Origin of the sequence: Mesorhizobium loti, from assembly GCA_014189435.1 — a bacterium.
Taxonomy (GTDB): domain Bacteria; phylum Pseudomonadota; class Alphaproteobacteria; order Rhizobiales; family Rhizobiaceae; genus Mesorhizobium; species Mesorhizobium loti_G.
Genome location: CP050293.1, coordinates 659,209 through 682,609 on the forward strand (window position 1 = coordinate 659,209; position 23,401 = coordinate 682,609).

Below are 23,401 nucleotides of genomic sequence, written 5' to 3' on the forward strand. Positions count from 1 at the left end.
GGTCTCCTTCGTGCCGGCCCGTGCAGTTTCGGGGGATGCGGTCCGGCTTTACCAAAGACTAATATGCGACCGTGGCTGAACGGGGGCTGAACGGTTTTTGACGCGTTTTTTCAAAACAGGCGTCAAAGGTCACGCGCTCTCTACGGGCGAAACTGCCCGCCGTCACCGGTCTGAAGCTGGCTCAGCCGACCGCCAGGTTGACGGCCTTCGGACCCTTGCCGCGCTTGTCCGGCTCGGTGTCGAATGACACTTTCTGGCCATCCTCGAGACCGGGAAGACCTGACGCCTGCACGGCTGAAATATGGACGAAAACATCCTTCGCGCCATCATCGGGCGTGATGAAGCCGAAGCCCTTGGCATGGTTGAAGAATTTGACGGTGCCGGTCTGCGGCATGGGAAGCTCCTTTGTCCCATAAACTCCAGTCTCGGGCCGGCAAATGCCCGAGTGGAAATTTGTCCTTTATTTTAGCGTCATCGGCAAGAGAAAGTTTTGCGGGCACCTGAAGCGCGTTGCGTTGCGCTTTAAGTCCTTGTTTTCATGCATATCGTTCGCCCAAAACGGGGACCACTTTTGCGCGACATGCATCGGTCTGTTTTTTCGGTACGAAAAAGGCGCGACGAAGATCGCCGCGCCTTTCAAAATTCAAATCCCTCTCCAAGCCAGGTTCAGGCATTGGAGCCTCCGTCGCGCGTCCGAGAGACGTGCGGCGTGCCGATGGCTCAGGCAGCGCGGAGGTTGACGGCCTTGGGGCCTTTGCCCATGCGGTCCGGCTCGACGTCGAAAGTGACCTTCTGGCCGTCGACGAGCGTGCGCAGGCCCGAAGCCTCGATCGCGGAAATATGGACGAACACGTCCTTGGCGCCACCATCGGGCGTGATGAAACCGAAGCCTTTGGTCGCGTTGAAGAATTTAACGGTGCCGGTCTGGGCCATTGGGGAAACTCCTTCACCCGTTCAGTCTTTGGTGGTCCTGCCCGCCGCCTGGCGCAAAGGGCAGTTCCCGGTGGTTGCTTCGGCAGTCATGCATTGGCGCATGGTCACACCCCCCGCCGAAAACGGGGCCGTCAGAGATTCACAGTATCGGGGAAAGGTCGTCCAAAACGTTCCGCTCTCCGGGTCGCAAATGCCCGAACACGGAATTTATCGCACGGAAACGTGATGGTTGCAAGATAGCGCCGCGGGCCGCCGCATTGGCGCATCCCGACGCATGGATCGACTAAGCTGAACATCGATCAGCCCGGCATAGGCTTGCTTGCCGGCCGGGTCATCGGCCAGAGCCGGGCCACGAATAGGCCAGAGGTCGAGGTCGCCGGGGAGGCTGATGCCCGACCACCGCCCAAGCGCCGTTTCCGGCTGTAAGGGCTGCAAACGGGGGTTGCATTTGGCAAGGGAATGGCGAGGATCGGCACCGAGGACGCGATCGTGGGAGATCATCATGAAATTTCTGGCGGCAATCTTTTCGCGACAGGGTTTTGCCATCCTGTTGCTGTCGGCAATTCTTGCCGCCTGCACCGTCGTGGTCGATGAGGGACCAGGGCCGCGTCCACGCCCGCCACGGCCCGAACCGCAATATTGCAGCAAGCAGTACGAGCCGGTCTGTGCCCGACGCGGCGGTGACCGCCAGACCTTCGCCAATGCCTGTCTTGCCGACCGGGCCGGCTATCGCATCGTGCGCGACGGTCCGTGCCGCGACGGTGGTGGCGGCGGTGGCGGCGGTGGCGAAGAGCAGACGTTCTGCACCCGCGAATATGCGCCGGTGTGCGCTCGCCGGCACGGCGAGATGCGTACCTTCCCCAATTCCTGCGAAGCCCGTGCCTCGGACTATCGCGTCGTTGGCGACGGACCGTGCTGAGAAGGCTGGGTTGCTTGCCTTCTCCACACGAAGGTAGAAGGCAAGTGCCACCTGCAGACTTCGCCAGACAGTGTTCTGTCTGCCTTTAAGCCGGCAGTTTCACCCGGCGACAGTAAGTGATGAACTCGGATGCAGGCATGGCTTTGGCGAACAGCCAGCCCTGGCCGTAGTCGACGTCGCGCTCCGCGAGGTAGTCGGCCTGTGCCTGCGTCTCCACGCCTTCGGCGACGATCTTCAGCTTCAGCGTCTTGGCCATGTCGATGATGTGCGGGGTGACGGAACTGGTGGCGGAATTCGTGCTGATCGTGTCGATGAACGATTTGTCGATCTTGAGCGCATCGAGTGGCAGCCCTTCGAGATAGGACAGGCTGGAGTAGCCGGTGCCGAAGTCGTCGATTGCCACTGCGTGGCCAAGTTCGCGGGCACGAGCGAGCGTCGAACGCGCCGAGTTGATATCGACAAACCCGCGCTCCGTCGCCTCGAGCCAGATCTGCTGGGGCTGGATCCCGGTGTGCTGCAAGGCCTTTTCGATAATGGGCAGGACCCGCGCCGTGCTGACATCGGCTGCGCTGAGATTGATGGCAATGTGAAGCGAGCGATCGGCGACCAGAAGCCTGTTGAGGTCGAACACAACCATTGCAATGACCTGATCGGTGATCGCCGTGATCAGGCCGCTCTCTTCCGCCAGCGGAATGAAAAGATCGGGCCGGACCAGGGAACCGTTCGGCCGCTTCCAGCGCACCAGCGCTTCCGCCCCGATGCAATTGCCGGTCCTGAGTTCGACGATCGGCTGGTAGTGAACGATGAATTCGCGCTTGCGCACGGCGATCTGCAATTCTCCAAGCGGTGAAAGCCGCCTTCGCGACAGCCAGACAACCATGCCGATGATGAAGGCGGCCATGAAGGCGCCGAGCGGGAGCAGGAGCAGCCGCTGCTGGCGAACGCTGTCCAGGATCTGGCTTGTCGGCTCGGTGGCGACAGCGATCCAGCCCGTGCCGCGCGCGGTGGCAAACAGGAGATCGTCATCGATGCCTTCGCCGGGGCCGGCGATGATCTTCTCGATGCGGGCGGGATCCGGCCCGTTCAGCGCGCCAAGCAGAATGCCCGTTTGCGTCGACAAAGCGAGCTGGACACCGGGATCGACTATGACGTCGACAAAGCGTACCGGATCGACAAGGACGTTGTGGTCCCTGTATTGCAGCGCCATCAGCGAATGGCCCTCGCTCATCACCGGCTGCATGCGGGCGGTGACGGCAATGCCGTTCCTGGTGGTGAAGTCCGGGGTGGATTGCGCAACGCGCCCTTCGGTCAGTCCCCAGGAAGAGCATTTGAGCAGGCCGTTTTCGAAATAGCCCATCTCTTCGATAGGGCGTGTGTTGATGGTGAGTTGCCGCATCCGGGCTATGTGGTCCGCCGAACAGCGGATGCCGGTGAACTGGTCGATCTGGCGCAAGGCGGCGGTGGCATCGTTGAGCGAGATGTCGGCCCTGGCAATGGCGCGGCTGGCGAACAGCTGCAGCCGTTCGTGTTCCTTTTGGACGGCCTGGATCCATGCAAGGTGAAACATCGCCGCGATGGGCACGATGGCGCCCAGCATGGCCAACACCACCGCCGTCACGATGATGCGCGACCTGTCCATGCGCCTCCTGCCTTCGAGCGGCGATCGTCGCCCGCAACGTCTCGGGCCACCAATCGCGGCAGCGGCCCGGTTCAGGCGGATCTTAGGGCGTCGATCTTACACGAACTTTAATGGGGCCGTGCGGCAAGCCCCGCTGCCCTAGACCGGGTAGGCACCGTCAGCAGGGCCGGCATAAAGCTCGCTGCCATCGTCGTCGCAAATGCGGAGGCGATCGGGGATTTGCGGCATGGCCAGCGTGTGGAACAGCGCGGTGGCGCCCTGCAGCGCGGCGCGCAGGTTCGGCGCTTCCAGCGACACCTTGTCGAGCGTGGCTTCGTCGGTGTCGCGCGACCGGTAGAACTCGATGACGAAGTTCAAGCGCGCCTCCGTGGCAGACCATTGCGCGGGCCTGTTCAGTCGATTCGCCGCCTCACACAGGGACGACGGAGAGGGCGCAAGAGGCGCGCCCCTCCAGTTTGTCAGCCTTTCGACTTCGGCTTCAGGCTGCTTTCCGCCTGTTTGACCGACGAGCCGAACGGCGAGGCGGGCTTGGCCACGACCTTGTCCTTCTTCGGCTTGCGTGTCTCGCGGTTGCTTCGCTGTTGACCCTTGGACATGTCGTGCTCCTGCTGCGTGTTGGTTTGGCGTGGGGTCTCAGACGGCCGGGTTGCTGGCAGCAACAGGGTCGTTGGCAACAACCGGGCTGTCGGCAACAACCGGATCGGCCGGTTCGAGATTGTCTTCGGTGGTGACCCGCTCATGGGTCTCCTGCTCGCTGCGGATGCGGTATTGCGGCGAGCCGTCCTTGACCGGCAGCCTGCTCTTGATCTGGAACAGTTCGGCGGTCTTCTGGACGAGGCCGGTGCGGCTCTTCATGCGCACGGTCTGACCGATCGCAAACTGGTGCGCCGGCGTGTCGGTGCGCGTGCGCGCATTCTGCTGGAAACGGATCATGCTGCATTCTCCCTGTCGCGCTTCAGCGCAGTTTCGAGTTCGAGGTAATCGATGGCGACAAGCTGGCTGGTGGGCGGGTTTTTCACTGCCCTTGCCGGCAGATGGATGAAGGTGGCGACGCGGCGCCAGGCAAGCCGCGACATGCCCTCGATCAACTCTTCGTCGTGATCGATATCGTAGTCGCCGGCCGGCAGCTGCCCTTCCAGCCCGCCGAGCACGAAAGGTGCCGCGAAATGCGCGATGGAGTGGGTGGTGCGGTCCGGCATTGTCTTACCTGTGCAAAGCAGCGGTCCTGAAAGCAAAAAAGCGGGGACGAGCCCCGCTTTCCTATTTCCGGCAGTCGCTGGAAATAAGCCGCTTTCGAGAGCTGCCAGTACATCCGTGGTCAGCGGTCATCGAATTCGGCCGGATCAGATCAATTGCAAATTGGCGGCCGACTCGCGGCCCTTGGTGTCACGCTCCAACTCGAACTGCAGCTTCTGGCCTTCGGCGAGGCCGGGGAAGCCGGCACGCTCCAGCGCGCTGACATGGACGAAAACGTCCTTGCCGCCATCGGTTGGCTGAATGAAGCCGAAGCCTTTCTGGCCATTGTAGAACTTCACGGTTCCGGTGTTCATCTGGGTCTTTCGAAGAATGAGACATGGCCGCGGAGCGAATATGCCGCGCGCCCGGTATCGAAGATTTGGAATGAGATTGGCGGGTCGAGAACCTCTGACGCCGCGAGATGCCAATTCTGGCCCAAAGCGATGTCGTCTATATAGGCTGATAGGACTAATTGTTCAAGAAGATTCATGAAAAACTGGGACGACGGCAAAAAAATAGATCGCTGTAATTATTTGAAAAATCCTGATATGGCTCAGTGGCTTTCAAAAAATTGCTTAAACCTACGCTGGGCCGATTTTCCCGGCACTTGCATTTTATTTATTCCTGGAAGGAAAAAGCCATGGTTTCCGTCAGAACCCCGAGAGGCATGACCGTAGCGATCAACCCGATCATCAAGCCAACCATCATGCACGCCATTGCCGCCAGCCCGACCGGCAAGCCGATGATCGTCAAATCGGCACGGCTGACCATCAGAAGCGATGAGGCGGCAAGGCGAACGATCGCTGATACCGATGGCACCGTAAGGCGGGCCAGACAGGTCGCCGAGACCAACCGCCTGATTTGAACGCTTTCGCGGCGACGGAAAGGGCGCGGAACCACGCGAAGACTTGAACCTGGCGCGCCAATGGCCTAGATCGCGGCAGGCGGACAAACACGGCAGGTTTCCCATTAACAGAGATCAGAGACGAGCGGCGGGTGCGGAAGCCAGGTCTGGCGCGGGAGGACAGCCGCCGCTGGGCCTCGACCAGTATGTGCAACAGGCGCTGCAACTGCATCAGGCCGGGCGCCGGCAAGAGGCTGAGACGATCTACCGGCAGGTGCTGGCGCGTCAGCCCAAGCACGCGGCCGCTGCACATTTCCTGGGACTGCTGCTGCACCAGACCGGGCGTAGCGAAGAAGGGCTGGATCTCATCGAACGGTCGGTGAGCATGCAGCCGACCAATCCCGATTTCCTCAACAATTTCGGTACGGTGATGCGCGACCTCGGCCGCCTTGCAGCGGCCATCGATTTCTTCCGCGGCGCGGTGGATCTGCGGCCGGACCAGCTCGCGGCGCGCGACAATCTCGGCTCGTCGCTGAAGCAGGTCGGCCAGTTCGAAGAGGCCGAAGAGATTTATCGCGGCACGGTTGCTCGCAACCCCTTCCATGTGCGCGCCCGCATCGGGCTTGCCGAAACCCTGCAGGAAGCCGGGCGGCTGGACGAGGCGCTGGCTGCCTTCGGCGAAGCGCTGGCGATACGCCCCAAGGATGCCGACCTGCTGCACGGGCTCGGCGTCGGGTTGATGGAAAAGGGCAAGCTCGACGAGGCGGCGGATCTGTTTCGGCAGGCGTTGGCGATCAACCCCGCCATGGCCACAGCCTGGCTGATGCTGACGCAGGTCAAGCGCCAGAAGGAACGTGACAGCGAACTGACCAGCATGGAGGCTCAGCATGCCAAGGCGCCGCAGGACAGCCTGTCGCGCATGCAGCTGTCCTTCGGTCTCGGCAAGGCCAATGACGATCTGAAGGATTATGGCCGGGCCTTCGACTATTTCGCCGAGGGCAATGCGATCCGCCGCAAGGGTATCGATTACGACCAGGCCAGGACGCGGGCCGAGTTCGAGGCGATGAAGGCAACCTTCGATGCCGGCTTCTTCGAGAAACACAAGCCCAGCTCAATCGGCGACGACACGCCGATCTTCGTCGTCGGCATGCCGCGCTCGGGCACGACGCTGGTCGAGCAGATCATTGCCAGCCATCCGCAGGTCTATGGCGCCGGCGAGCTCAGCATCTTGAAGAAGGCGGTCGGCAGGCAGTTCCCGGCGACCATGCCGGGTGGCTTCCCCTGGGGCGTATCGGATACCGGCGATTCGGATTTTGCCGAGGCAGGCCAAGCCTATCTTGACATGCTGCATGCCCGCTATCCGAACATGCGCCACGTCACCGACAAAATGCCGGGCAACTTCCTGCTTGTCGGCTTCATCCACATGATGATGCCGAAGGCCAGGATCATCCACTGCGCGCGCGATGCGGCGGCCACCTGCCTGTCGATCTACAAGGTGCATTTCCGCGGCGACAGTCACCGCTATGGCTACGATCTCGGCGAACTCGCCGACTTCCACAATCTCTACACCGACATCATGGCGCATTGGCACACGGTGCTGCCAGGCGTCGTGCACGATGTGCGCTATGAGGATTTCGTCGCCGACCAGGAAGGCCAGACGCGGGCGCTGATCGCCTATCTCGGCCTGCCTTGGGACGATGCGGCGCTGTCCTTCCACGAGACCGACCGGCCGGTGCGCACCGCATCCGCCGCGCAGGTGCGCCAGCCGATGTATCAGGGCTCGGTCGATCTTTGGAAGCGCTATGGTGACCGGCTGAAGCCGCTGCTGGATAGGCTAGATTAGCCACGCTGGTTACAGATTGGCCGAAGCCCCCAAGCTTCGTCATCCACGGGCGGAGCAGCCGCGAAGCGGCGTCGCGGAGACCCGAGGATCCATTCCGTGACCTCGATCGAAGGATGCAACGGGGCAGAATTCGTCACCGTTGCAACGCCTTTGGGTCACGGCATGGATCCTATGGTCTGCGCCGCGTCGCTTCGCTCCTTGCTCCGCCATAGGATGACGAAGCGATGGGGGCTCAGCTACTCAAAGCTCCATGAACGGCTGGAAGCCACCGAAGATCATGCGCTTGCCGTCGAACGGCATGGGGCCCCAATCGGGTGTCAGGCGCGGGTCGGCCATCACCTTGGCCATGACGGCATCGCGGCGCTCTCGCGATTCATAGACGGCCCAGGAGAAGACGACGATCTCGTCGTCTTTTGCCTGAACGGCACGCGGAAACGAGGTCAACTCGCCATAGGGGACGTCGTCGCCGATACATTCGACATAGGCGAGCGCGCCGTGTTCCATCCAAATTGGGCCTGTGAGGTGGGCCAGCCTCTTGTAGTCATCGAGCTTCGCCTTGGGCACGGCGAGTACAAAACCATCGACATAGGACATTGCGGGTCTCCTCCTGGAAGTTCAAAGCGCCTCACCGGCGCTAGCCGGTGAGGGCTTCGCCATGGCGATAGATCAGGCTTTCTTCGCCGGTGCGTTCATCGCCCACTCGACGCCGAACGGGTCGCGCATATTGCCCCACTGGTCACCCCAGAACATGACCTGGAGCGGCACGGCGACTTCGCAGCCGGCATCGACGGCGCGCTTCCACCAGGCATCGATGTCGTCGCTGCCGAGGTGAAGCTGCATGGTGTAGCCCTGCGGCTTGACAGCCGGCATCCCGTTTTCGGGATAGAAATCGGAGAGCATCAGCGTCGAGCCGTTGATGTGGAGATGGATGTGCATGGTGCGGCCTTGCTCATCCGGCGGGTAGAAAAAGACCTGCTCGGCGCCAAAGGCCTTCTTGTAGAATTCGGCAGCCTTGAAGGCGCCATCCAGCTGCAGATAGGGGGTCAATCCGCCGAGCACTTTGGCCGCGGGCTGAACGGGGGTCTGATCAGTCATGTCTTGCTCCTCTTTGGGTTTGGCCTTGCCAACCACAGGACGCATGAGGTGACGGCGATCCTACATGGTCGCGAAAATTTTTAGTGGTCGGCCCCGGATAGGTCGGGCAGCCGGCTGGAGCGAGAGGCGTGAAACGAACTTGCGTCGGCCGCCCCCAATCAGAGCGCAATTCTCGCCGCTCGCGGGCTAGAACGGATGGATCACGCGACGCTTCCTCACCTCCGAGACGACAATGATCCTCTATTATCAGACCCACTCACCCTTCGCGCGCAAGGCGCTCGTCTTCGCTCATGAAGCCGGCATTGCCGATCGGCTGGAAGTCATTCATCACGAGACCAGTCCGACCTTGCGCAATGCTCGCGTCTACGCCGAAAACCCGCTCGGCAAAGTGCCGGTGCTGGTGCGGCCCGACGCGTCGCCGATCTTCGATTCCGATGTCATCTGCGCCTATCTCGACACGCTGCATGATGGCCGCAAGCTGCTGCCGCAAGACGGCGAGGCGCGCTGGCAGGCGTTGCGGCTGCAGTCGGTCGCCCAGGGCCTGGCGCAGACAGGCATAGCGTTGCGCTGGGAGACAGAAAGGAGACCCGAACAGCTGCGTTATGCTGCTCTCGCCGACGGATACCGGGAAAAGATCGAGGCGAGCTACGACTGGATCGAAAGCACGCTGGACGACGAGGCGCCACTCCATGTCGGCCATATAGCCTTGGCCACCACGCTGTCCTGGATGGCGTTCCGTCACCTTCCGCCTTTTCGCTCACGGGCGCGGCTGACGCGCTGGTTCGAGGCTTTCGAAAAGCGCGTGTCGATGCTGGCGACACCACTTTCGGGCGAGACGCATGACTGATTGGCGGTCGCCAGATGGCGGCCGGCATTGATGGCCTGGTACCCCGGCTGCATGGGTCAGGGAGCCCTGCGGATACGTGGGCCATTTTGCGCGTCGGTCACGATTTCCGGCCAGCCGATGTCCTTGCGCAATTCGATCGGCAGCGAAAGCAGGGCGCGCTCGCTGCGATGGCGGGCGCGAGCTTGCATGTAGCGGGTGGTTATGCGGCCTATGGATGACAGGGTGAACATGATGCTTTGTCCTCGGTTGAAGCCGGCATCATTGTGTCGGCATCCCAAGGACGCGGCAGATTCAGGCGATCCGACAGACCGCTGAAAATTTTGTCGCAGCCACTACAGGCGGCTCGATGCGGACTGCGGTGGAGCAGCTTGTATCAAGCAGCGGTTTCCAATCGCTCGATCGTTTCAAGGTCGGCTTTCTTGGCCTCTCCCTCCACGGCAAGGTCGTAGCTCGCCTGCATGTTCATCCAGAACTGCGGCGTGGTTCCGAAAAATTTCGCAAGGCGTAGCGCGGTATCGGGCGTTACTGGGGTCATCTCGCTGGCCAGGCGCTCGATGCGCGTGCGCGGCACATGCAGCTTCTTGGCCAGCGTGTAAGACTTCAGGCCAAGCGGCACGAGATATTCCTCGCGGAGGATTTCTCCGGGATGGATCGGGGGATTGATGTTCAGCATTGAACCCATCATCTGTTGCTGCCGACGTATCTTCATATGATACGTTGCGAAACGCAAGAAAACGTCTCACGCAATGATACGAAATTCGGGCCCGTCATCGACAGGCTGGAATTTCGTAGGTTCTATCGCCAAGCCCTCAACTACCCGCCTCGGCGACCGAGCGGAAGAAATCCTCCGGGTCCTCGACTTCTATCAGCCGCCGCTTCTCGATCAGCCAGAAGCGGTTGCCGATGGCGCGGATGAAGTCGTGCGAGGCGAGCACGCAGCTTGCCTGATGCGCCAGCAGTTCCGCTTCCAGGGCTTCCTGGCCATCGATGTCGAGATGGTTGGTCGGCTCGTCCAACAGATAGAAGTTGGGATTGGCGAGCCTCAGCGCCAGCATCATCAACCGCGCCTTCTGGCCGCCCGACAGCACGCCGATCTTTTTCTCTTGCATCTCGATGACCACGCCGGCGCCCGCAAGCAGCGATCGGGCGCGCTGTTCGCCGACATCGTAGCGGCGCGAGACCATCGCCAGCGGCGTGTCGTCGCCGCTGATGCCCGACAGCGCCTGGTCGCTGTAGCCGAGCACCGTCGATGGCGTCACCTTCACATTCCGCACCGTGTCCGGCTCGACAATGGCATTGCGGATCAAGGTGACGAAGCGCGACTTGCCGACGCCATTGCGGCCGAGCAGGACGATGCGGTCGCCCTGGCAGATGTGGCGCTTGCCGGTCCGAAACAGCAGCGTGCCGTCGGGCGTTTCGACGGCCGCATCGTCGAGCGTGATCAGCACCTTGGCGTGGGTGCCGCGATTGGCCAGTCTTATCGCGCCCGCCGACTTTTCGCGGTGCGCGGGGTTCGCCGCTTCCTCCAGTCTTTCCGCGCGCTGGTTGAGCTGCTTGGTCTTGACCGTCAGCAGGTCGCTGCCCGAATTGATGCCGATGTTGTTGAGCTTGGCCGCCTGCCGGCGCAATTGCTGCGCCACCTTCATGTCGCGCTGGAACTTGCGCTCCGTCGAGGCGTCGACCTCGTCGAGTGCCTGCCTGGCGCGGGAGTAGGGCAGCGAAAACACCGGCGACTGCTCCGGGCGCAGGAACAGCGTCCGGTTGGTGGCGGCGTCGAGGAAAGCGCGGTCGTGGCTGGCGATGACGACGGGCACCTCGCGCGGCAGCGTGTTCAGCCAGATCTCAAGCTGGCTGATGCGGGCAAGGTCGAGATGGTTGGTCGGCTCATCGAGCAGCAGCACGTCCGGATCGGTGACCCAGACGTGGGCGATCAGCGCCAGCCTCTGCCAGCCGCCGCTCAGCGCCTGCATTTGCCGTTCGCGCATCGGCTCGGGCACGTCGAGCGAATCGAGAACCACATCGACGCGCCACATCTCGCTGTCGGCTTGCTCGGGCGGCAAGGCGTCGGCGACCACCTGATGGAAGCTGCGGCTGAGAAGAGCCGGGGCAACGGATTGCTCGACATGGCCGACGCGCAGGCCGCGCGTGCGGGTGATGTCGCCGGAGGTCGGCTCCATCTCGCCGGTCAGGCATTTCAGCAAGGTCGACTTGCCGCGGCCATTGGCGGCGACGATGCCGAGCCGGTCGCCGGTGCCGATGGTGAGGTCGAGATTGGCAAACAGCGGCGCACTCATGGTGACGCCGAGGGATTTGAGGCTGATCAGGGCCATTTTTTGATTTCTCTGGTCTTGCCGGAAACAACTCCGGGTGCACTTTGACGGTGCGCGTGCTGGCCATCAGGCTCGGCGTTGCGGCACCACGAAGGGCAGACCAAAAAATCGAAGCGGGAAAAACCCGGACCGTCCCTGGTCAGCCCTGCAAGCTAGCTCGCAGGGCAGAAATCGGGCCACGCTGACGATGGTGACGAGAAAAATCGAACACGTGAGCCCTCCTTTCAAGACAAGACGTTGAGTGTGCGGAAGCGATTACACCAAAGGCGGGGATGGTGGCAAGGGCTTGGTCCAAGAGGGAGTGATGCGCTGAAGCCGCCAATCTCCCCCTCGTGGGGGAGATGTCCGGCAGGACAGAGGGGGGCGCTGTCCCGCCGGCGTTTCGAATGAACTACTTCCCAGGCCGCCCAGTCTTCCCAGGTCGGCGCTTTTCGCGGCGGGCGTCGCCCGGGTCCTCGTAGGAGCCGATGCCGGCGCGCTGACGGACGATTGGCTTGGCGGAATCGGTGCGTTCCTTCGCGCCCCCTCTGTCCTGCCGGACATCTCCCCCACGAGGGGGAGATTGGCTGCGGCTTGGCCGGCACCTTTCCTTCGACCGGCTTTTCCGTGCGCCGCACGGTCATTTCATCCAGCGAATTCTTTTTGAACAGCGGCTTGGCCGGGTCGCCCGGAATGCCGAAGTCGGAGCCGTGTGCCTCTTCGGCCGACTGTTTCTTGAACAGCGAGCGCGATACCGCGCCGGCCGGCGTCGGCATGTCGGTGCCCGGCCCCATGGCGTCGAGCGAGGGTTTGGCGAACAGCGGCTTCTTGACCGGCACCGTGCCATCGGCGCCCATCTCGTCGAGATCAGGCTTGCGGAAGAGGTTGGGCCGGGCAGCCCTGGCCGCCTCTTCGGCGGCGCGTGCTTCGTCGAACTTGCGGAAACGCTCCTGCTCCTCTGCTGTCCGATGTTTGGCCACGCCCTTGTTGTGCTTGCCTTTTTCGCGGCCTGAGGCGGGACTTTCCATGTCGGCATATTTGGCCAGCGGGTCTTCGGAGATGGACAGTTCCATCTCGCGCAGCCGCTTGATCTCGTCGCGGATGCGGGCTGCCTTCTCGAAGTCGAGATTGGTGGCGGCATCGCGCATCTGTTTCTCCATCGCGTCGAGATGGGCCTTCAGATTGTTGCCCATCATGGCGCCGGCGCTGTCGGTGAACTGCGAGATGTCGGCGCGGACATGGTCCTTCTCGTAGACCGAATCCAGAATGTCGGAGATGCGCGACTTGACCGATTCCGGCGTGATGCCGTTGGCCTCGTTCCACTCCACCTGCTTTTCGCGGCGGCGGTTGGTTTCGGCCATCGCCCGCTCCATCGAGCCGGTGACCTGGTCGGCATAGAGGATGACCTTGCCGTCGACGTTTCTGGCGGCGCGGCCGATGGTCTGGATCAGCGAGGTTTCCGAGCGTAGAAAGCCTTCCTTGTCGGCATCGAGAATGGCGACGAAGCCGCATTCGGGAATGTCGAGGCCTTCGCGCAGAAGGTTGATGCCGACCAGCACGTCGAAGGCGCCGAGGCGCAAATCGCGCAGGATCTCGATGCGCTCCAGCGTGTCGATGTCGGAGTGCATGTAGCGGACGCGGATGCCTTGCTCGTGCAGATACTCGGTCAGGTCCTCGGCCATGCGCTTGGTCAGCACGGTGACCAGCGTGCGGTAGCCCGCCTTGGTGGTGTCGCGGATCTCGCCGACGACATCGTCGACCTGGTTCTTGGCCGGGCGCACTTCGACGGGCGGATCGATCAGCCCGGTCGGGCGGATGACCTGTTCGGCGAAGACGCCGCCGGCCTGCTCCATTTCCCAGCCGCCCGGCGTCGCCGAGACGGCGACCGAAAGCGGGCGCATGGCGTCCCATTCCTCGAAGCGCAGCGGCCGGTTGTCCATGCAGGACGGCAGACGGAAGCCGTATTCGGCCAGCGTCGCCTTGCGGCGAAAGTCGCCCCGATACATGCCGCCGATCTGCGGCACGGTGACATGGCTTTCGTCGATGAAGACCAGCGCATTGTCGGGAATGTATTCGAACAGCGTCGGCGGCGGATCGCCCGGCTGGCGGCCGGTGAGATAGCGCGAATAGTTCTCGATGCCGGCGCAGGAGCCGGTCGCCTCCAGCATCTCCAGGTCGAAGCGGCAGCGCTGCTCCAGCCGCTGCGCCTCAAGCAGGCGGCCGGCCCGTTCCAGTTCCACCAGCCGGTGCTTGAGCTCCTCCTTGATCGACTTGATCGCCTGGTTCAGCGTCGGGCGTGGCGTCACATAGTGCGAATTGGCGTAGATCTTGACGCTTTTCAGCTCGCCGGTCTTCTGGCCGGTCAGCGGATCGAACTCGGTGATCTGCTCGATCTCGTCGCCGAACATCGAAATGCGCCAGGCGCGGTCTTCCAAGTGGGCCGGGAATATCTCGATCGTGTCGCCGCGCACGCGAAACGAGCCGCGCACGAAGTTGATGTCCTGGCGCTTGTATTGCTGGGCGACGAGGTCGGCGAGCAGAGCGCGCTGGTCGAGCCGGTCGCCGATCTGCATCTGGAAGGTCATCGCCGTGTAGGTCTCGACCGAGCCGATACCGTAGATGCACGACACAGAGGCGACGATGATGACGTCGTCGCGCTCGAGCAGCGAACGCGTCGCCGAATGGCGCATGCGGTCGATCTGCTCGTTGATCGAGGATTCCTTCTCGATGAAGGTGTCGGTGCGCGGGACGTAGGCTTCCGGCTGGTAATAGTCGTAGTAGGAGACGAAATACTCGACGGCGTTGTCGGGGAAGAATTTCTTGAACTCGGAATAGAGCTGCGCCGCCAGCGTCTTGTTCGGCGCCAGGATCAAGGCGGGGCGCTGTGTCTCCTCGATCACCTTGGCCATGGTGAAGGTTTTTCCGGAACCGGTGACGCCGAGCAGCACCTGGGTGCGGTCGTTGTTGTCGACGCCTTCGACCAGATCCTTGATCGCGGTCGGCTGGTCGCCGGCCGGTTCGAAATCCGACACCATCTTGATGGCAATGCCGCCTTCGGACTTTTCTGGGCGGGCAGGGCGGTGCGGCGTCCACAGCACGCCGTCCTTGTGCAGCGGATTGCCGGATTCGATCAGCGCCGACAGCGCGGCCACCGTCGCGGTGACGCTGCCAGAGGCCATGGTCTCGGCGTCTTCCAGCGAAATGTCCAGGCCGGCGACCGGATTGAGGCCGGCTGCCGTGCGCTCCCTGGCTGACGCCGCGCCACCCATCGAGGTGCCGCGCGAGCTGCGCCCCGGCGAGCTTGAGCGCTCGGGTATCTTCTTCGACGGCTTCGGCGATTTGCCGCCGTCGCCCTTGCCGACAAGACGTCCTTCCTTTTCGGCTTCCTGCTCGATCTGCTCGGCCCAATCCGCGATCGAACCGGTCAGCGGCGTGCCCGAGAACTCTGGCTGCGGCATTTCGGCGAAGCCGCCTCCATGCAGCGGCTCCGAGGCGTCGAGGAAATCGGTCAGCGGACTGCGCCGCTTCGGTGCGGCGCGGTCGTCATTCGCCGTCGGCGGCGTTTTCTTATCGGGAGATTTGGCCATGTCCCGAATATGGGATTTCCTGGCCAAAATGGAAAGAGTGGGATGAGGTGAGCCGCTTCGCTAGATGCGGCTCCTGACAGAAGGCTGTCAGGAGGAGACGGTGGTTGCGTGCCCGCCCTGAAGGATCAGGCGCCGCGTGCGTTGTCCGCCGCAACGCGGGTCGGCGATCCGTTCAGGCGCGGCACCACCACGAGGCGTTTGATTTTGCCCTTCTTGAAGGCGGCGAGGAAGCGCGCATAGTCCTTGAAGGCGACGCAACCGCTCGACTGGGCGTAGCGGCCCCGAAGCAGGTAGGTATGGGCCAGCAGGCCGTCGCGATTGTATTTGTTGCGGCCATCGACCGGTGTCAGGCGCAAGGCCTCCACACCATGAAAGCGCGACTCGCGCAGCGACAGATTGTAGGTGTTGGGCGGTGTCGGTCCGCGGTTCTTCTGGTCGGCATAGCGCGGCTGATCCGCCATGGCGCCGATGCCCGAATGCGCCTCGAGCCTCGAGCCGTCAGGCATGTAGACGGTCCCGGCGCTGATGTCGTAAACGGCGACGCCATTGCTGGCTCCGCTCCTGGACCCCGGCGAATTGAACAGGTTTCTGAATGCCTTGCCGAGGCCGCCCGAAGGCGTGTCCGGCTTGGCATAGGCCAGCACGTCGCCGCCATCGGCCGGCCGGCCCTGACGCCCCGGCTTTGCCGGCTGGGAAGGCTGGGCCGGCTGAACCGTCTCGCGCGCCGGCTTCGGCTGCTGAATGGGCTTGGACTGCTGTTGCACGATTTTGGGCTGCTGCGGCGCGTCGAACTGCGGGCGGCGGGTCGGCAACGGCACATCGTCGGTCAGCGCGCCCGGCAGCGAGGCTGCATCGCCGGGTTGGTCCTGCTGGGTTTCGACAGGCGAAACCGCGACATCAGCCGGCGATTCCTCGATCGGCAGCGGTGAGGCAAACGCCTCGTCGTCGGCTGGCAGCGACTCCAGGAGGGCAAGCGCCAGCTGCGAATTATCCGGCGTCTCCGACTGGGCAAAGCCCATCGGCGCTGGCGCAGTCTGTACGACGGCGGACCCGGTGTTCAGCCGAGCGAAGCGTTCCGCCGCCGGAGCCGGCATGTCATCCGACAGGCTGGCCATGACCTGGACGGATGGCACTAGCGACGCCTCGGTAATTTGCGGCGCAACGGTGGAAATCACCGGGCGGGTGTCGGCAGCGACCACAGGTTTTCCGGCGCCGGCAAAGGCAGCGGCGAGCCTGTTCGGCGACAGCGACGCTTCCATGCGTTCGAAGCGTTCCTGCGATTTCGATTTTGCAACGGCGGGTACCGGCTTTGCCTGCGCCACAAGGCGCGCGGATTTCTCCGCCAGAGGGCTCACCTCAGCCAGTTTGAAGCAGCTGGCGCCGCATTGGACGGCATGGTCATGCAGCGCCTGAGCGCCGCCATGGGCATTGGCCAGCACGAAGGGTGCTTTCAAGAAATGCTGTTTCAGCGGATCGGCAAGGGCGAGCGATCCCGACATCGACAGCGTCTGCGGCAGGCCACCCGATGTCGCCGAGAGCGAGGCGCCAACGGAGCTGAGGCCAGCCATGGTGCCGATCAGCCAAAGGCCGATGGCAGTGCTGGCGCAAGGCAGTGCGATCCAGCGGACGACCCGGCCAGCGTTGAAGGAAGAGGAACGCGGTGCACCGACGAACTCGCCGCCTTCACGCTGTTCCCAGATTATTTTTTGTTTACTCGACAACGCCATGCAACCAATCTCGCTCCAATCGGTTTTCCCCGTACGTGGCCTTGTGAGCCGCGACGACCATTCTGCGAGTGATCCCAGGTGGTCCCCGACGCGTTTGCCGCGCCTGTCGTTGGTTGCCGATTGCTTCAAAATATGGACAAAGTTGGTTAATCAATCCCTCTCAAAACCAACGACGAGATGTGGATTTGAGCCAAATGAGGCCTCATCCACGGCCAGGAAAGTGGTGTTGTCGCCCTTCCGACCCAGTTTTGCTGCCTGTTTTTGACAGCCGAGTCAAGCAAAACAGCCCTTGCTAATTTTTTCGCAGTGCCCTGCAGTGGTACCTGCAGCGCAGCGACTGCCAGCCGGAATTGCCTAAAAGGCGCCCGGCACCCGCAAAACTGTTGCCCTCCTGCCACAAATTTCCCGCCCGGACGGCCGTCTCCTGACGGCCATTGACTCGTTTTGGGAGGCGGTGCAATCGGATCAAGTGCTGGGTTTTGGGGTGGCAAAGGCCACTTTGGGAGGCTTTTTCCATGAAGCGTCGGGATTTCTTGGCGCTGTCGGGGGCGGCGGCGGCATTTTCCATTCTTCCAGGCGCCGTCAGGGCTGCCCTGCCAGTGCCCTACGACCGGAACGCCGAGGTGCCGGTGAACGACAAGAAGGCGTTCATCGAGTGGATGGTGGCCAATCGTGGCGAGGATCCGAAGTTTCTGGCTGAGCGATTCGATCGCTTCCAGATCATGGTCTACAACAAGGACGTGCTGGACGACCGCAACAAGCGCGCCTTCCTTTCCACACCGCGTGAAGCGTTCGTGCTGCCGCAGAATCTGGGGCGTGCCTATGATCACGCCTTCCTCGATATCGGCTATGGCGTGACGATTTCCGGTCCGCATCTGGTCGGGCGCATGACGACGGTCATCGACGTGCAGTTCGGCGAAGCCGTGCTCGAGATCGGCACCGGTTCCGGCTACCAGTCGGCCTATCTGGCCAATCTCACCGACAAGGTGCACACGATCGAGATCATCAACCCGCTGGCGCAGCGCACCCGCCGCACCTATGACGCGCTGATCGATCGCGGCTACAGCGTGTTCGGCTCGGTCACCAGCCGCAATGCCGACGGCTATTATGGCTGGGAAAGCGTCGGCCCGTTCGACAAGATCATCGTCACCTGCGGCATCGACCACATTCCGCCATCGCTGCTGCAACAGCTAAAGCCCAATGGCGTGATGGTCATTCCGGTCGGCCCGCCGGGCGCCCAGCATGTGCTCAAGGTGATCAAGCAGCAGCTTGCCGACGGTACGTTCAACATCGTCCGCTCGGATATCTACAATGGCAAGGTGGTGCCTTTCGTGCCCTTTACCAAGATGGAAGGCGACCAGATCGTCGGCACGCACAACGGCTGAGTTGCCGCGCCGGTCCAAGCCTGCCGAGCTGAAACCGCTGCATCAAGGGGCCTGAATGGCAGCCGTCGTATCGACCTCTCGACCAAGCATAGCCTCGCTGGAGGCGCCGCGGCTCGCGCACTACCTTGCGGTCGGGTTGATCGCCGGCGCCATCATCGCGTTGCAGATATCGGTCATGCGGGTGTTCGCCGTCGGCAGCTGGTCGCATTTCGGCTCGCTGGTGGTCAGCCTCGCAATGCTCGGCTTCTCGCTGTCCAGCGTCGTCATCTTCGCCGGCAAGGACTGGTTCGACAAGCACTGGCAAGGGGCCGCCACATCAGCCCTGCTGCTGATCGGCCCGCTTGCCGTCGGCTCCAATCTCATCGCCCAGACGGTGCCGTTCAACGCCATCTTCCTGGTCTCCGACCCTGAGCAGAAATGGCGGCTGCTGGCCAATTTCCTGCTCTACCTCCTGCCGTTCCTGGCCGGTGCGTTCTTCCTCGGCATCGTCTTCCTGAAAAGCCGCACGGCGTTCGGCCGCGTCTATTTCGCCGACCTCACCGGCTCGGGGCTCGCAGGCCTCGTCGTTCTGGTGTCAATGTATCTGTTCTCGCCGGAAACCATCATCGTCGTGCCGCTGCTGTTGTGGGCCGCCGGTTCGCTGCTATGGTTCTCCGCCTTCGGCGCCTGGAAGAGCGTTGTCGCCGGCGCGGTCGTGGCAGCGCTGTCGATCGCTGGCTATCTCATGCTGCCCGGCCTGCTCGGCATTCCCGATATCGCCGTGTCGCAGTACAAGGGCGTCGCCTATGCCCGCAACTTCCCGGACGGCAAGCGCATCTACCGCGGCGTCTCGCCGTTCGGCGATTTGCAGGTCTATGCCAGCTCCTACATGCATTTCGCGCCGGGCCTGAGCGACAATGCCGCCTTCGGCATGCCCGAGGTTCCGGCCAACACCTATGTCGGCATGTATCGGGACGGCGACGGGCCGGAAGGCATCATGCGCAACCTGGCGCCAGCCGAGCAGGTCTATTTCCGCTATCTGCCGATGCACTACCCCTATGTCATCAAGGCTAGACCCAAGACCTTCGTCGTGCAGTTCGGCGGCGGCATCTCCACGCAGGCCGCGCTCGATGCCGGCTCGACCTCGGTGACTGTCGCCGAAAGCAACCCGATGACCTTGCGGGCGTTCCGCGACCCCATCCTCAGGGACGTCACCGGCGACATCCTGGCCGAGCCGCGCCTCAAGGTGATCGACTATGACGGGCGTCTTTTCCTCGCCAACACGACAGAGCGCTACGACGTCATCGATCTCAGCCTCGCCGACAGCGTCGGCCTGTCCAATCCGGGCGGCTTCGCCATCTCGGAGAAGTATGCCTACACGCGCGAGGCGATGCTGAGCTACATGCAAGCGCTGGCCGATGGCGGCGTGCTGTCGGTGACCTTGTGGAACAAGGAAGAGCCGCCGAAATCGGTGCTGAAGCTCTATTCGACCATCGCCGAGGCGGCGAGGACATTCGACAGCCAAGGTGCTGCCAATGACATCTTCGCCGTGTCGAGCTATCTGTCGACGACGACGGTGCTGTTCAAGCGCGGCGGTTTCACCGAGGCGGAAATCAAGACGTTGCGCGACTACACCAGGTCGATGTCGTGGGAGGAGATCTATTACCCCGGCATGGCCTATGACGGCTCGGCGGCGCAAAAGATCCTCGACGATTATCGCGCCTCGATCTTCGGCAGCGGCGAAGACGCGACGCTGACCCAGCCCGACGCGACGGCGCCGGCCGATCCGACCGCCCCGATGAACCCCGACTGCGATCCAACGGAGCCCGCCGATCCGACGCTCGATACCTGCGCTGGTGCTGGCGGCGATGCCGGTCCGCAGGTGCTGCCTGCGACGGCGCTGGAGCGCATGGCCTGGCACGCGCTTTTGACCGGCGGCTGGGAGAAGCTCGCCAGCGACTATGTCTTCGACGCACATGCGCTTAGCAACGACCAGCCTTATTTCGCCGCCTATGTGAAGGTCGCCGACCTGCCGCGGACGCTGGACAGGCTCGACCTGTTCCAGGATGACTGGGGCTATCTGCTGATCTGGGCGACGCTCGGCATTGCCTGCATCACGGCGGCGTCGCTGGTGCTGCTGCCGGTCCTTTTCGGCTGGCGCATCGTGTTCTCGCGCTCGCGCGGCAAGCTCGGCACCATCCTCTATTTCGCTTGCCTCGGCCTCGGCTACATCATGGTCGAGGTCGGGCTGATCAGCCGCTTCACCGTGGCGCTTGCCAATCCGACCGTATCGGCCTCGGTGCTGATCTCGTCGATGCTGGTGTTTTCCGGCCTTGGCAGCCTGTTTGCGGAGCGCATCTTCGACCGCGCCAGGACGCTGCTGCCTGTGGTGCTGCTGGCGATCTGCGTGCTGCTGCTGGCGTGCGGCTTCACTCTGTCGCCGGTGCTCGACTGGATCGGCGCCTATCCCTATGCGGTCCGGCTGCTGCTCTGCTTCCTCCTGGTGTCGCCGCCGGCCTTCCTGATGGGCATGCCGATGGCCACCGCCATGACCTGGCTGGCGCGGCTGGGCAAGGAGCATCTGTTCGTCTGGGCCTGGGGCATCAATGGCTGCTTCTCGGTGATCGGCTCGGCCGCGGTGCCGATCGTCGCCACCAGCTTCGGCCTCAGCGCCGTGCTGCAATGGGCGGCCATCGCCTATCTCGTCGCCATCCCGGCCTTCTTTGCCGTGCTGCTGCCGTCGAAGGCGCCTTCTGTCCGGCTGGTAACGGCCTGATGCCCGACCGGCGCGCCATCGTCACTGGCTTGCTGGCTACGGCGGCATTTCCGGTGGCGAGCCAGGGCGCGCGCTTGCGCAAGGCGATATCGACGATCGTGCCGTTCAAGACATCGCCCTTTCCCTACGGAGGCAAGCTGCCGGATGGTTCCGGGCCTTTTCTCGACGTGACCGCCAATGGCCGGCATGGCCACACCTCGCCGCGCGGGGGCATCTATTGGGAAGACGAGACCTATTCCGACCGCTCGACGCTGCTGGCGGTGCCCCGCGGCTTCGATCCCGCCAGGCCGGCGGTCATCGTGGTGTTCTTCCATGGCAATGGCGCGATCCTCCAGCGCGATGTGGTCGGCCGCCAGCGGGTCGTCGCCCAGGTCGAGGCGTCCGGCCTCAACGCCGTGCTGGTGGCGCCGCAATTTGCCAGCAACGCGCAGGATTCCAGCGCCGGCAATTTCTGGACGCCGGGCTATTTTGCCGGGTTCATGACCGAGGCGGCACATGGCCTGGCCAAGCTGACCGGCGCCAAGGCGGCAAAATTCGACGCCATGCCGGTGGTGCTGGTCGCCTATAGCGGCGGCTACAACCCGGCCGCCTTCGTGCTCAAGAATGGCGACGTCAGCGGCCGGCTGCTCGGCGTCATCCTGCTCGACGCCGTCTTCGACGAAGCCGACATTTTCGCTGATTGGATCGTGCGCCACAGGAAGAGTTTTTTCGTCAGCGCCTATGGCCAGTCATCGGCCTCCGGCAATGCGGAGATTCGACGGTTGCTGGCGAGCCAGGGCGTCAAGGCCAATTCCGACGCACCTCGTAGCCTCGAAGCCGGCACCATCGCCTTCCTCGCCTCGGATGCCGCCCACGACAGCTTCGTCACTCGCGCCTTCGTCGCCAATCCATTGCAATGGCTGCTGAGCCGGCTGCATGGGTTTGCGCGTTAGTTAAACCAAAGCGCAAAGGTCAAAAAACCACCACCGCCGAACTGGCGCTGGATCTGGTCGAAATCGTCGCTGGTCAGGATCTCGCCGCTTTCGAGGTAGGGCGCGATGGCCGGGCCGGTGATCGACAGCACGAGGTCGAAGTTTTTTGGCTCGTCGAAGAAGCGCTTCATGTTGATGCCCTTGCCGGTGATGCGGAAATGCGGCAGCAGCGTGCGGCCTTCGAGCAGATCCTCGGCCATGGTCAGGGCGGCGAGCCAGGCCTGGACCTGGTCTTCGCCGACTTCGAGGCCGGTGAGCGGGTTTTCACCCTTCTGTTGCGGTCCCGGCAGCCATTCGCGGTCATTGTCGGTCTCGGCGCGGATCGCCTTCCAGTCCTCGCGCGATAGCCGGATCATCTCGAGCAGATGGCGGCGCGCCGCTTGCCTCCGCTCCGGTTCGACCACCGGCCAGTTGACGAGATGCACCAGCGAGATGAAATCGGCGATACGCCATTCCGAGGCGAAGATGCTGCTGCCCATGTCGCTGGCCGGCGGCACGAGAATATCCTGCAACGGCAGCTTGGCGCGCGGGAACAGCATGTGGAAGGAACCGTCGAAAGTGCTCCTGAAATCATGCGCCAGCCAGAAATCGGCCTGCGCCATCAGAAACTCGGCATAGCCCTGCAGCCAATAGCCGTCGGCGCGGTCGAAGCGGAATGTCAGTGTGGGGGCGGCGGCGTCCGACGAGATGCCGCCGCGTGACAACGAGGCGATGATCGCTGCCATGCTCTCGTCCGGCGCGATGGTGCCATCCTCGTTGAGGTCGATGCCGGTACGGGTGAGGTCGATCGCCATGCCGATATCGGCGTCCGCCGGCACCGACGCAAACGTGGCGGCGGATTTTTCCAGCCGGTCGCGGAAGCCGACCAGGATGGCGCGGAACTGCTCATAGGTCAGCGGCTCGGGATTGGGATTGTCGGGCACCGGCAGCCGCATCAGCGGCAGCATGAAGGATTGCGGGCTCTCGAAGCCATGCCGGTGCAGGCCGCTGGCCAGGATCTCCAATGCCGTGAAGAACTCGCCGGCGCCGGCGGCGTAGGCTGATGCCGGGTCTTTTGGCGCGGCGGCCTCCAGCGTCGAGAGAGCGGTGTCGCGCACGGCCACGGTCTTCGCCTCGAACAGTGCGGTTGCCGCTTCCGGCATTGCCGCCGACGCGGAAGACAGGGGCACAATCAGCATGAAAGCGGATGTCAGCAGGCATGTCAGTCGTGTCATCTTTTCCCCCAAGATTTGTCGCGCAGAGCAAATATACACCTTTTGCAGCGTCGCGCTTCAACCCGCCCCACGGACGGTCTACACAGGGCAAACAATT

At 63.1% G+C, this 23,401-nt stretch carries 22 protein-coding genes and 1 pseudogene; 7 read left to right on the plus strand and 16 right to left on the minus strand.

Going from position 1 to position 23,401, the window contains the following annotated elements; genetic code table 11:
- Positions 1-181: 181 nt before the first annotated feature.
- Together HB777_03135 and HB777_03140 are read right to left on the minus strand one after the other, a co-directional pair.
- Positions 182-394 (minus strand): cold-shock protein, encoded by a 213-nt coding sequence (locus tag HB777_03135; protein ID QND63011.1) that lies wholly within the window; start codon positions 392-394, stop codon positions 182-184.
- Between the two features lie 326 nt (positions 395-720).
- A complete protein-coding gene (locus tag HB777_03140) occupies positions 721-933 on the minus strand; it encodes a cold-shock protein (GenBank protein QND63012.1) in 213 nt (70 codons plus the stop codon).
- 502 nt (positions 934-1,435) lie between these two features.
- On the opposite strand from HB777_03140, the gene HB777_03145 reads away from it, so the two are divergent.
- Positions 1,436-1,852: a peptidase gene (locus HB777_03145; protein QND63013.1), complete on the plus strand. Its 417-nt coding sequence runs from the start codon at positions 1,436-1,438 to the stop codon at positions 1,850-1,852.
- 85 nt (positions 1,853-1,937) lie between these two features.
- Here HB777_03145 and HB777_03150 read toward each other — a convergent pair whose 3' ends face one another.
- From HB777_03150 to HB777_03175, 6 genes are all read right to left on the minus strand, one after another.
- Complete coding sequence (locus HB777_03150; GenBank protein ID QND63014.1) at positions 1,938-3,491, minus strand: EAL domain-containing protein; 1,554 nt, start codon at positions 3,489-3,491, stop codon at positions 1,938-1,940.
- Positions 3,492-3,629: 138 nt separating this feature from the next.
- Entirely contained in the window at positions 3,630-3,848 is a 219-nt protein-coding gene (locus HB777_03155) for a hypothetical protein (GenBank protein ID QND63015.1), read from the minus strand.
- 101 nt (positions 3,849-3,949) lie between these two features.
- A complete protein-coding gene (locus HB777_03160) occupies positions 3,950-4,087 on the minus strand; it encodes a hypothetical protein (protein QND63016.1) in 138 nt (45 codons plus the stop codon).
- 37 nt (positions 4,088-4,124) lie between these two features.
- The gene (locus HB777_03165; GenBank protein QND63017.1) at positions 4,125-4,424 is read right to left on the minus strand and encodes a hypothetical protein; all 300 of its coding nucleotides are present in this window, start codon (positions 4,422-4,424) and stop codon (positions 4,125-4,127) included.
- Positions 4,421-4,690, minus strand: coding sequence for a hypothetical protein (locus tag HB777_03170; GenBank protein QND63018.1), 270 nt, complete (start codon positions 4,688-4,690; stop codon positions 4,421-4,423). The genes HB777_03165 and HB777_03170 overlap by 4 nt, the downstream gene beginning before the upstream one ends.
- Before the next feature lie 144 nt (positions 4,691-4,834).
- Entirely contained in the window at positions 4,835-5,041 is a 207-nt protein-coding gene (locus HB777_03175) for a cold-shock protein (GenBank protein QND63019.1), read from the minus strand.
- A gap of 326 nt (positions 5,042-5,367) precedes the next feature.
- Between HB777_03175 and HB777_03180 the strand changes: the two genes are divergently transcribed.
- Together HB777_03180 and HB777_03185 are read left to right on the plus strand one after the other, a co-directional pair.
- Positions 5,368-5,592: a hypothetical protein gene (locus tag HB777_03180; protein QND63020.1), complete on the plus strand. Its 225-nt coding sequence runs from the start codon at positions 5,368-5,370 to the stop codon at positions 5,590-5,592.
- Between the two features lie 187 nt (positions 5,593-5,779).
- Positions 5,780-7,414, plus strand: coding sequence for a tetratricopeptide repeat protein (locus HB777_03185; GenBank protein QND63021.1), 1,635 nt, complete (start codon positions 5,780-5,782; stop codon positions 7,412-7,414).
- A gap of 240 nt (positions 7,415-7,654) precedes the next feature.
- Here HB777_03185 and HB777_03190 read toward each other — a convergent pair whose 3' ends face one another.
- The gene (locus HB777_03190) at positions 7,655-8,008 is read right to left on the minus strand and encodes a DUF1428 domain-containing protein (GenBank protein ID QND63022.1); all 354 of its coding nucleotides are present in this window, start codon (positions 8,006-8,008) and stop codon (positions 7,655-7,657) included.
- A gap of 72 nt (positions 8,009-8,080) precedes the next feature.
- Entirely contained in the window at positions 8,081-8,509 is a 429-nt protein-coding gene (locus HB777_03195) for a glyoxalase/bleomycin resistance/extradiol dioxygenase family protein (GenBank protein ID QND63023.1), read from the minus strand.
- 232 nt (positions 8,510-8,741) lie between these two features.
- Between HB777_03195 and HB777_03200 the strand changes: the two genes are divergently transcribed.
- Positions 8,742-9,356, plus strand: a complete 615-nt coding sequence (locus HB777_03200) for a glutathione S-transferase (GenBank protein ID QND63024.1) — start codon at positions 8,742-8,744, stop codon at positions 9,354-9,356.
- A gap of 56 nt (positions 9,357-9,412) precedes the next feature.
- On the opposite strand, the gene HB777_03205 is transcribed toward HB777_03200, so the two are convergent.
- The 5 genes and pseudogenes from HB777_03205 to HB777_03225 all read right to left on the minus strand — a co-directional run bounded on the left by HB777_03205 (position 9,413) and on the right by HB777_03225 (position 16,979).
- On the minus strand, positions 9,413-9,586 hold the full coding sequence (locus tag HB777_03205) for a hypothetical protein (protein QND63025.1): 174 nt from the start codon (positions 9,584-9,586) through the stop codon (positions 9,413-9,415).
- Between the two features lie 143 nt (positions 9,587-9,729).
- Positions 9,730-10,029 (minus strand): HigA family addiction module antidote protein, encoded by a 300-nt coding sequence (locus HB777_03210; GenBank protein QND63026.1) that lies wholly within the window; start codon positions 10,027-10,029, stop codon positions 9,730-9,732.
- A gap of 136 nt (positions 10,030-10,165) precedes the next feature.
- Entirely contained in the window at positions 10,166-11,686 is a 1,521-nt protein-coding gene (locus tag HB777_03215) for an ABC-F family ATP-binding cassette domain-containing protein (protein ID QND63027.1), read from the minus strand.
- A gap of 391 nt (positions 11,687-12,077) precedes the next feature.
- Positions 12,078-15,123: pseudogene (gene uvrB, locus HB777_03220) on the minus strand (excinuclease ABC subunit UvrB).
- 254 nt (positions 15,124-15,377) lie between these two features.
- Positions 15,378-16,979: a DUF2778 domain-containing protein gene (locus HB777_03225; protein QND63028.1), complete on the minus strand. Its 1,602-nt coding sequence runs from the start codon at positions 16,977-16,979 to the stop codon at positions 15,378-15,380.
- A 515-nt stretch (positions 16,980-17,494) separates the two neighbouring features.
- Here HB777_03225 and HB777_03230 point away from each other — a divergent pair.
- The 3 genes from HB777_03230 to HB777_03240 are packed head-to-tail and all read left to right on the plus strand — an operon-like array spanning position 17,495 to position 22,051.
- Entirely contained in the window at positions 17,495-18,364 is an 870-nt protein-coding gene (locus tag HB777_03230) for a protein-L-isoaspartate O-methyltransferase (GenBank protein QND63029.1), read from the plus strand.
- 55 nt (positions 18,365-18,419) lie between these two features.
- Positions 18,420-21,119, plus strand: coding sequence for a hypothetical protein (locus HB777_03235; GenBank protein QND63030.1), 2,700 nt, complete (start codon positions 18,420-18,422; stop codon positions 21,117-21,119).
- Positions 21,119-22,051, plus strand: coding sequence for a hypothetical protein (locus tag HB777_03240; GenBank protein QND63031.1), 933 nt, complete (start codon positions 21,119-21,121; stop codon positions 22,049-22,051). Before HB777_03235 ends, HB777_03240 begins: the two co-directional genes overlap by 1 nt.
- On the opposite strand, the gene HB777_03245 is transcribed toward HB777_03240, so the two are convergent.
- Positions 22,048-23,304, minus strand: coding sequence for a hypothetical protein (locus HB777_03245; protein QND63032.1), 1,257 nt, complete (start codon positions 23,302-23,304; stop codon positions 22,048-22,050). The two genes, HB777_03240 and HB777_03245, sit on opposite strands and share 4 nt — an antisense overlap.
- Positions 23,305-23,401 lie beyond the last annotated feature (97 nt).

What these genes read in the sequence shown, in the direction of transcription:
- HB777_03190 (QND63022.1), bottom strand. Translation starts at nt 8,008, where the DNA reads ATGTCCTATGTCGATGGTTTTGTACTCGCCGTGCCCAAGGCGAAGCTC.
- HB777_03200 (QND63024.1), top strand. Translation starts at nt 8,742, where the DNA reads ATGATCCTCTATTATCAGACCCACTCACCCTTCGCGCGCAAGGCGCTC.
- HB777_03245 (QND63032.1), bottom strand. Translation starts at nt 23,304, where the DNA reads ATGACACGACTGACATGCCTGCTGACATCCGCTTTCATGCTGATTGTG.
- HB777_03150 (QND63014.1), bottom strand. Translation starts at nt 3,491, where the DNA reads ATGGACAGGTCGCGCATCATCGTGACGGCGGTGGTGTTGGCCATGCTG.
- HB777_03210 (QND63026.1), bottom strand. Translation starts at nt 10,029, where the DNA reads ATGCTGAACATCAATCCCCCGATCCATCCCGGAGAAATCCTCCGCGAG.
- HB777_03160 (QND63016.1), bottom strand. Translation starts at nt 4,087, where the DNA reads ATGTCCAAGGGTCAACAGCGAAGCAACCGCGAGACACGCAAGCCGAAG.
- HB777_03165 (QND63017.1), bottom strand. Translation starts at nt 4,424, where the DNA reads ATGATCCGTTTCCAGCAGAATGCGCGCACGCGCACCGACACGCCGGCG.
- HB777_03215 (QND63027.1), bottom strand. Translation starts at nt 11,686, where the DNA reads ATGGCCCTGATCAGCCTCAAATCCCTCGGCGTCACCATGAGTGCGCCG.
- HB777_03135 (QND63011.1), bottom strand. Translation starts at nt 394, where the DNA reads ATGCCGCAGACCGGCACCGTCAAATTCTTCAACCATGCCAAGGGCTTC.
- HB777_03195 (QND63023.1), bottom strand. Translation starts at nt 8,509, where the DNA reads ATGACTGATCAGACCCCCGTTCAGCCCGCGGCCAAAGTGCTCGGCGGA.
- HB777_03225 (QND63028.1), bottom strand. Translation starts at nt 16,979, where the DNA reads ATGGCGTTGTCGAGTAAACAAAAAATAATCTGGGAACAGCGTGAAGGC.
- HB777_03230 (QND63029.1), top strand. Translation starts at nt 17,495, where the DNA reads ATGAAGCGTCGGGATTTCTTGGCGCTGTCGGGGGCGGCGGCGGCATTT.
- HB777_03240 (QND63031.1), top strand. Translation starts at nt 21,119, where the DNA reads ATGCCCGACCGGCGCGCCATCGTCACTGGCTTGCTGGCTACGGCGGCA.
- HB777_03170 (QND63018.1), bottom strand. Translation starts at nt 4,690, where the DNA reads ATGCCGGACCGCACCACCCACTCCATCGCGCATTTCGCGGCACCTTTC.
- HB777_03205 (QND63025.1), bottom strand. Translation starts at nt 9,586, where the DNA reads ATGTTCACCCTGTCATCCATAGGCCGCATAACCACCCGCTACATGCAA.
- HB777_03145 (QND63013.1), top strand. Translation starts at nt 1,436, where the DNA reads ATGAAATTTCTGGCGGCAATCTTTTCGCGACAGGGTTTTGCCATCCTG.
- HB777_03175 (QND63019.1), bottom strand. Translation starts at nt 5,041, where the DNA reads ATGAACACCGGAACCGTGAAGTTCTACAATGGCCAGAAAGGCTTCGGC.
- HB777_03140 (QND63012.1), bottom strand. Translation starts at nt 933, where the DNA reads ATGGCCCAGACCGGCACCGTTAAATTCTTCAACGCGACCAAAGGCTTC.
- HB777_03235 (QND63030.1), top strand. Translation starts at nt 18,420, where the DNA reads ATGGCAGCCGTCGTATCGACCTCTCGACCAAGCATAGCCTCGCTGGAG.
- HB777_03180 (QND63020.1), top strand. Translation starts at nt 5,368, where the DNA reads ATGGTTTCCGTCAGAACCCCGAGAGGCATGACCGTAGCGATCAACCCG.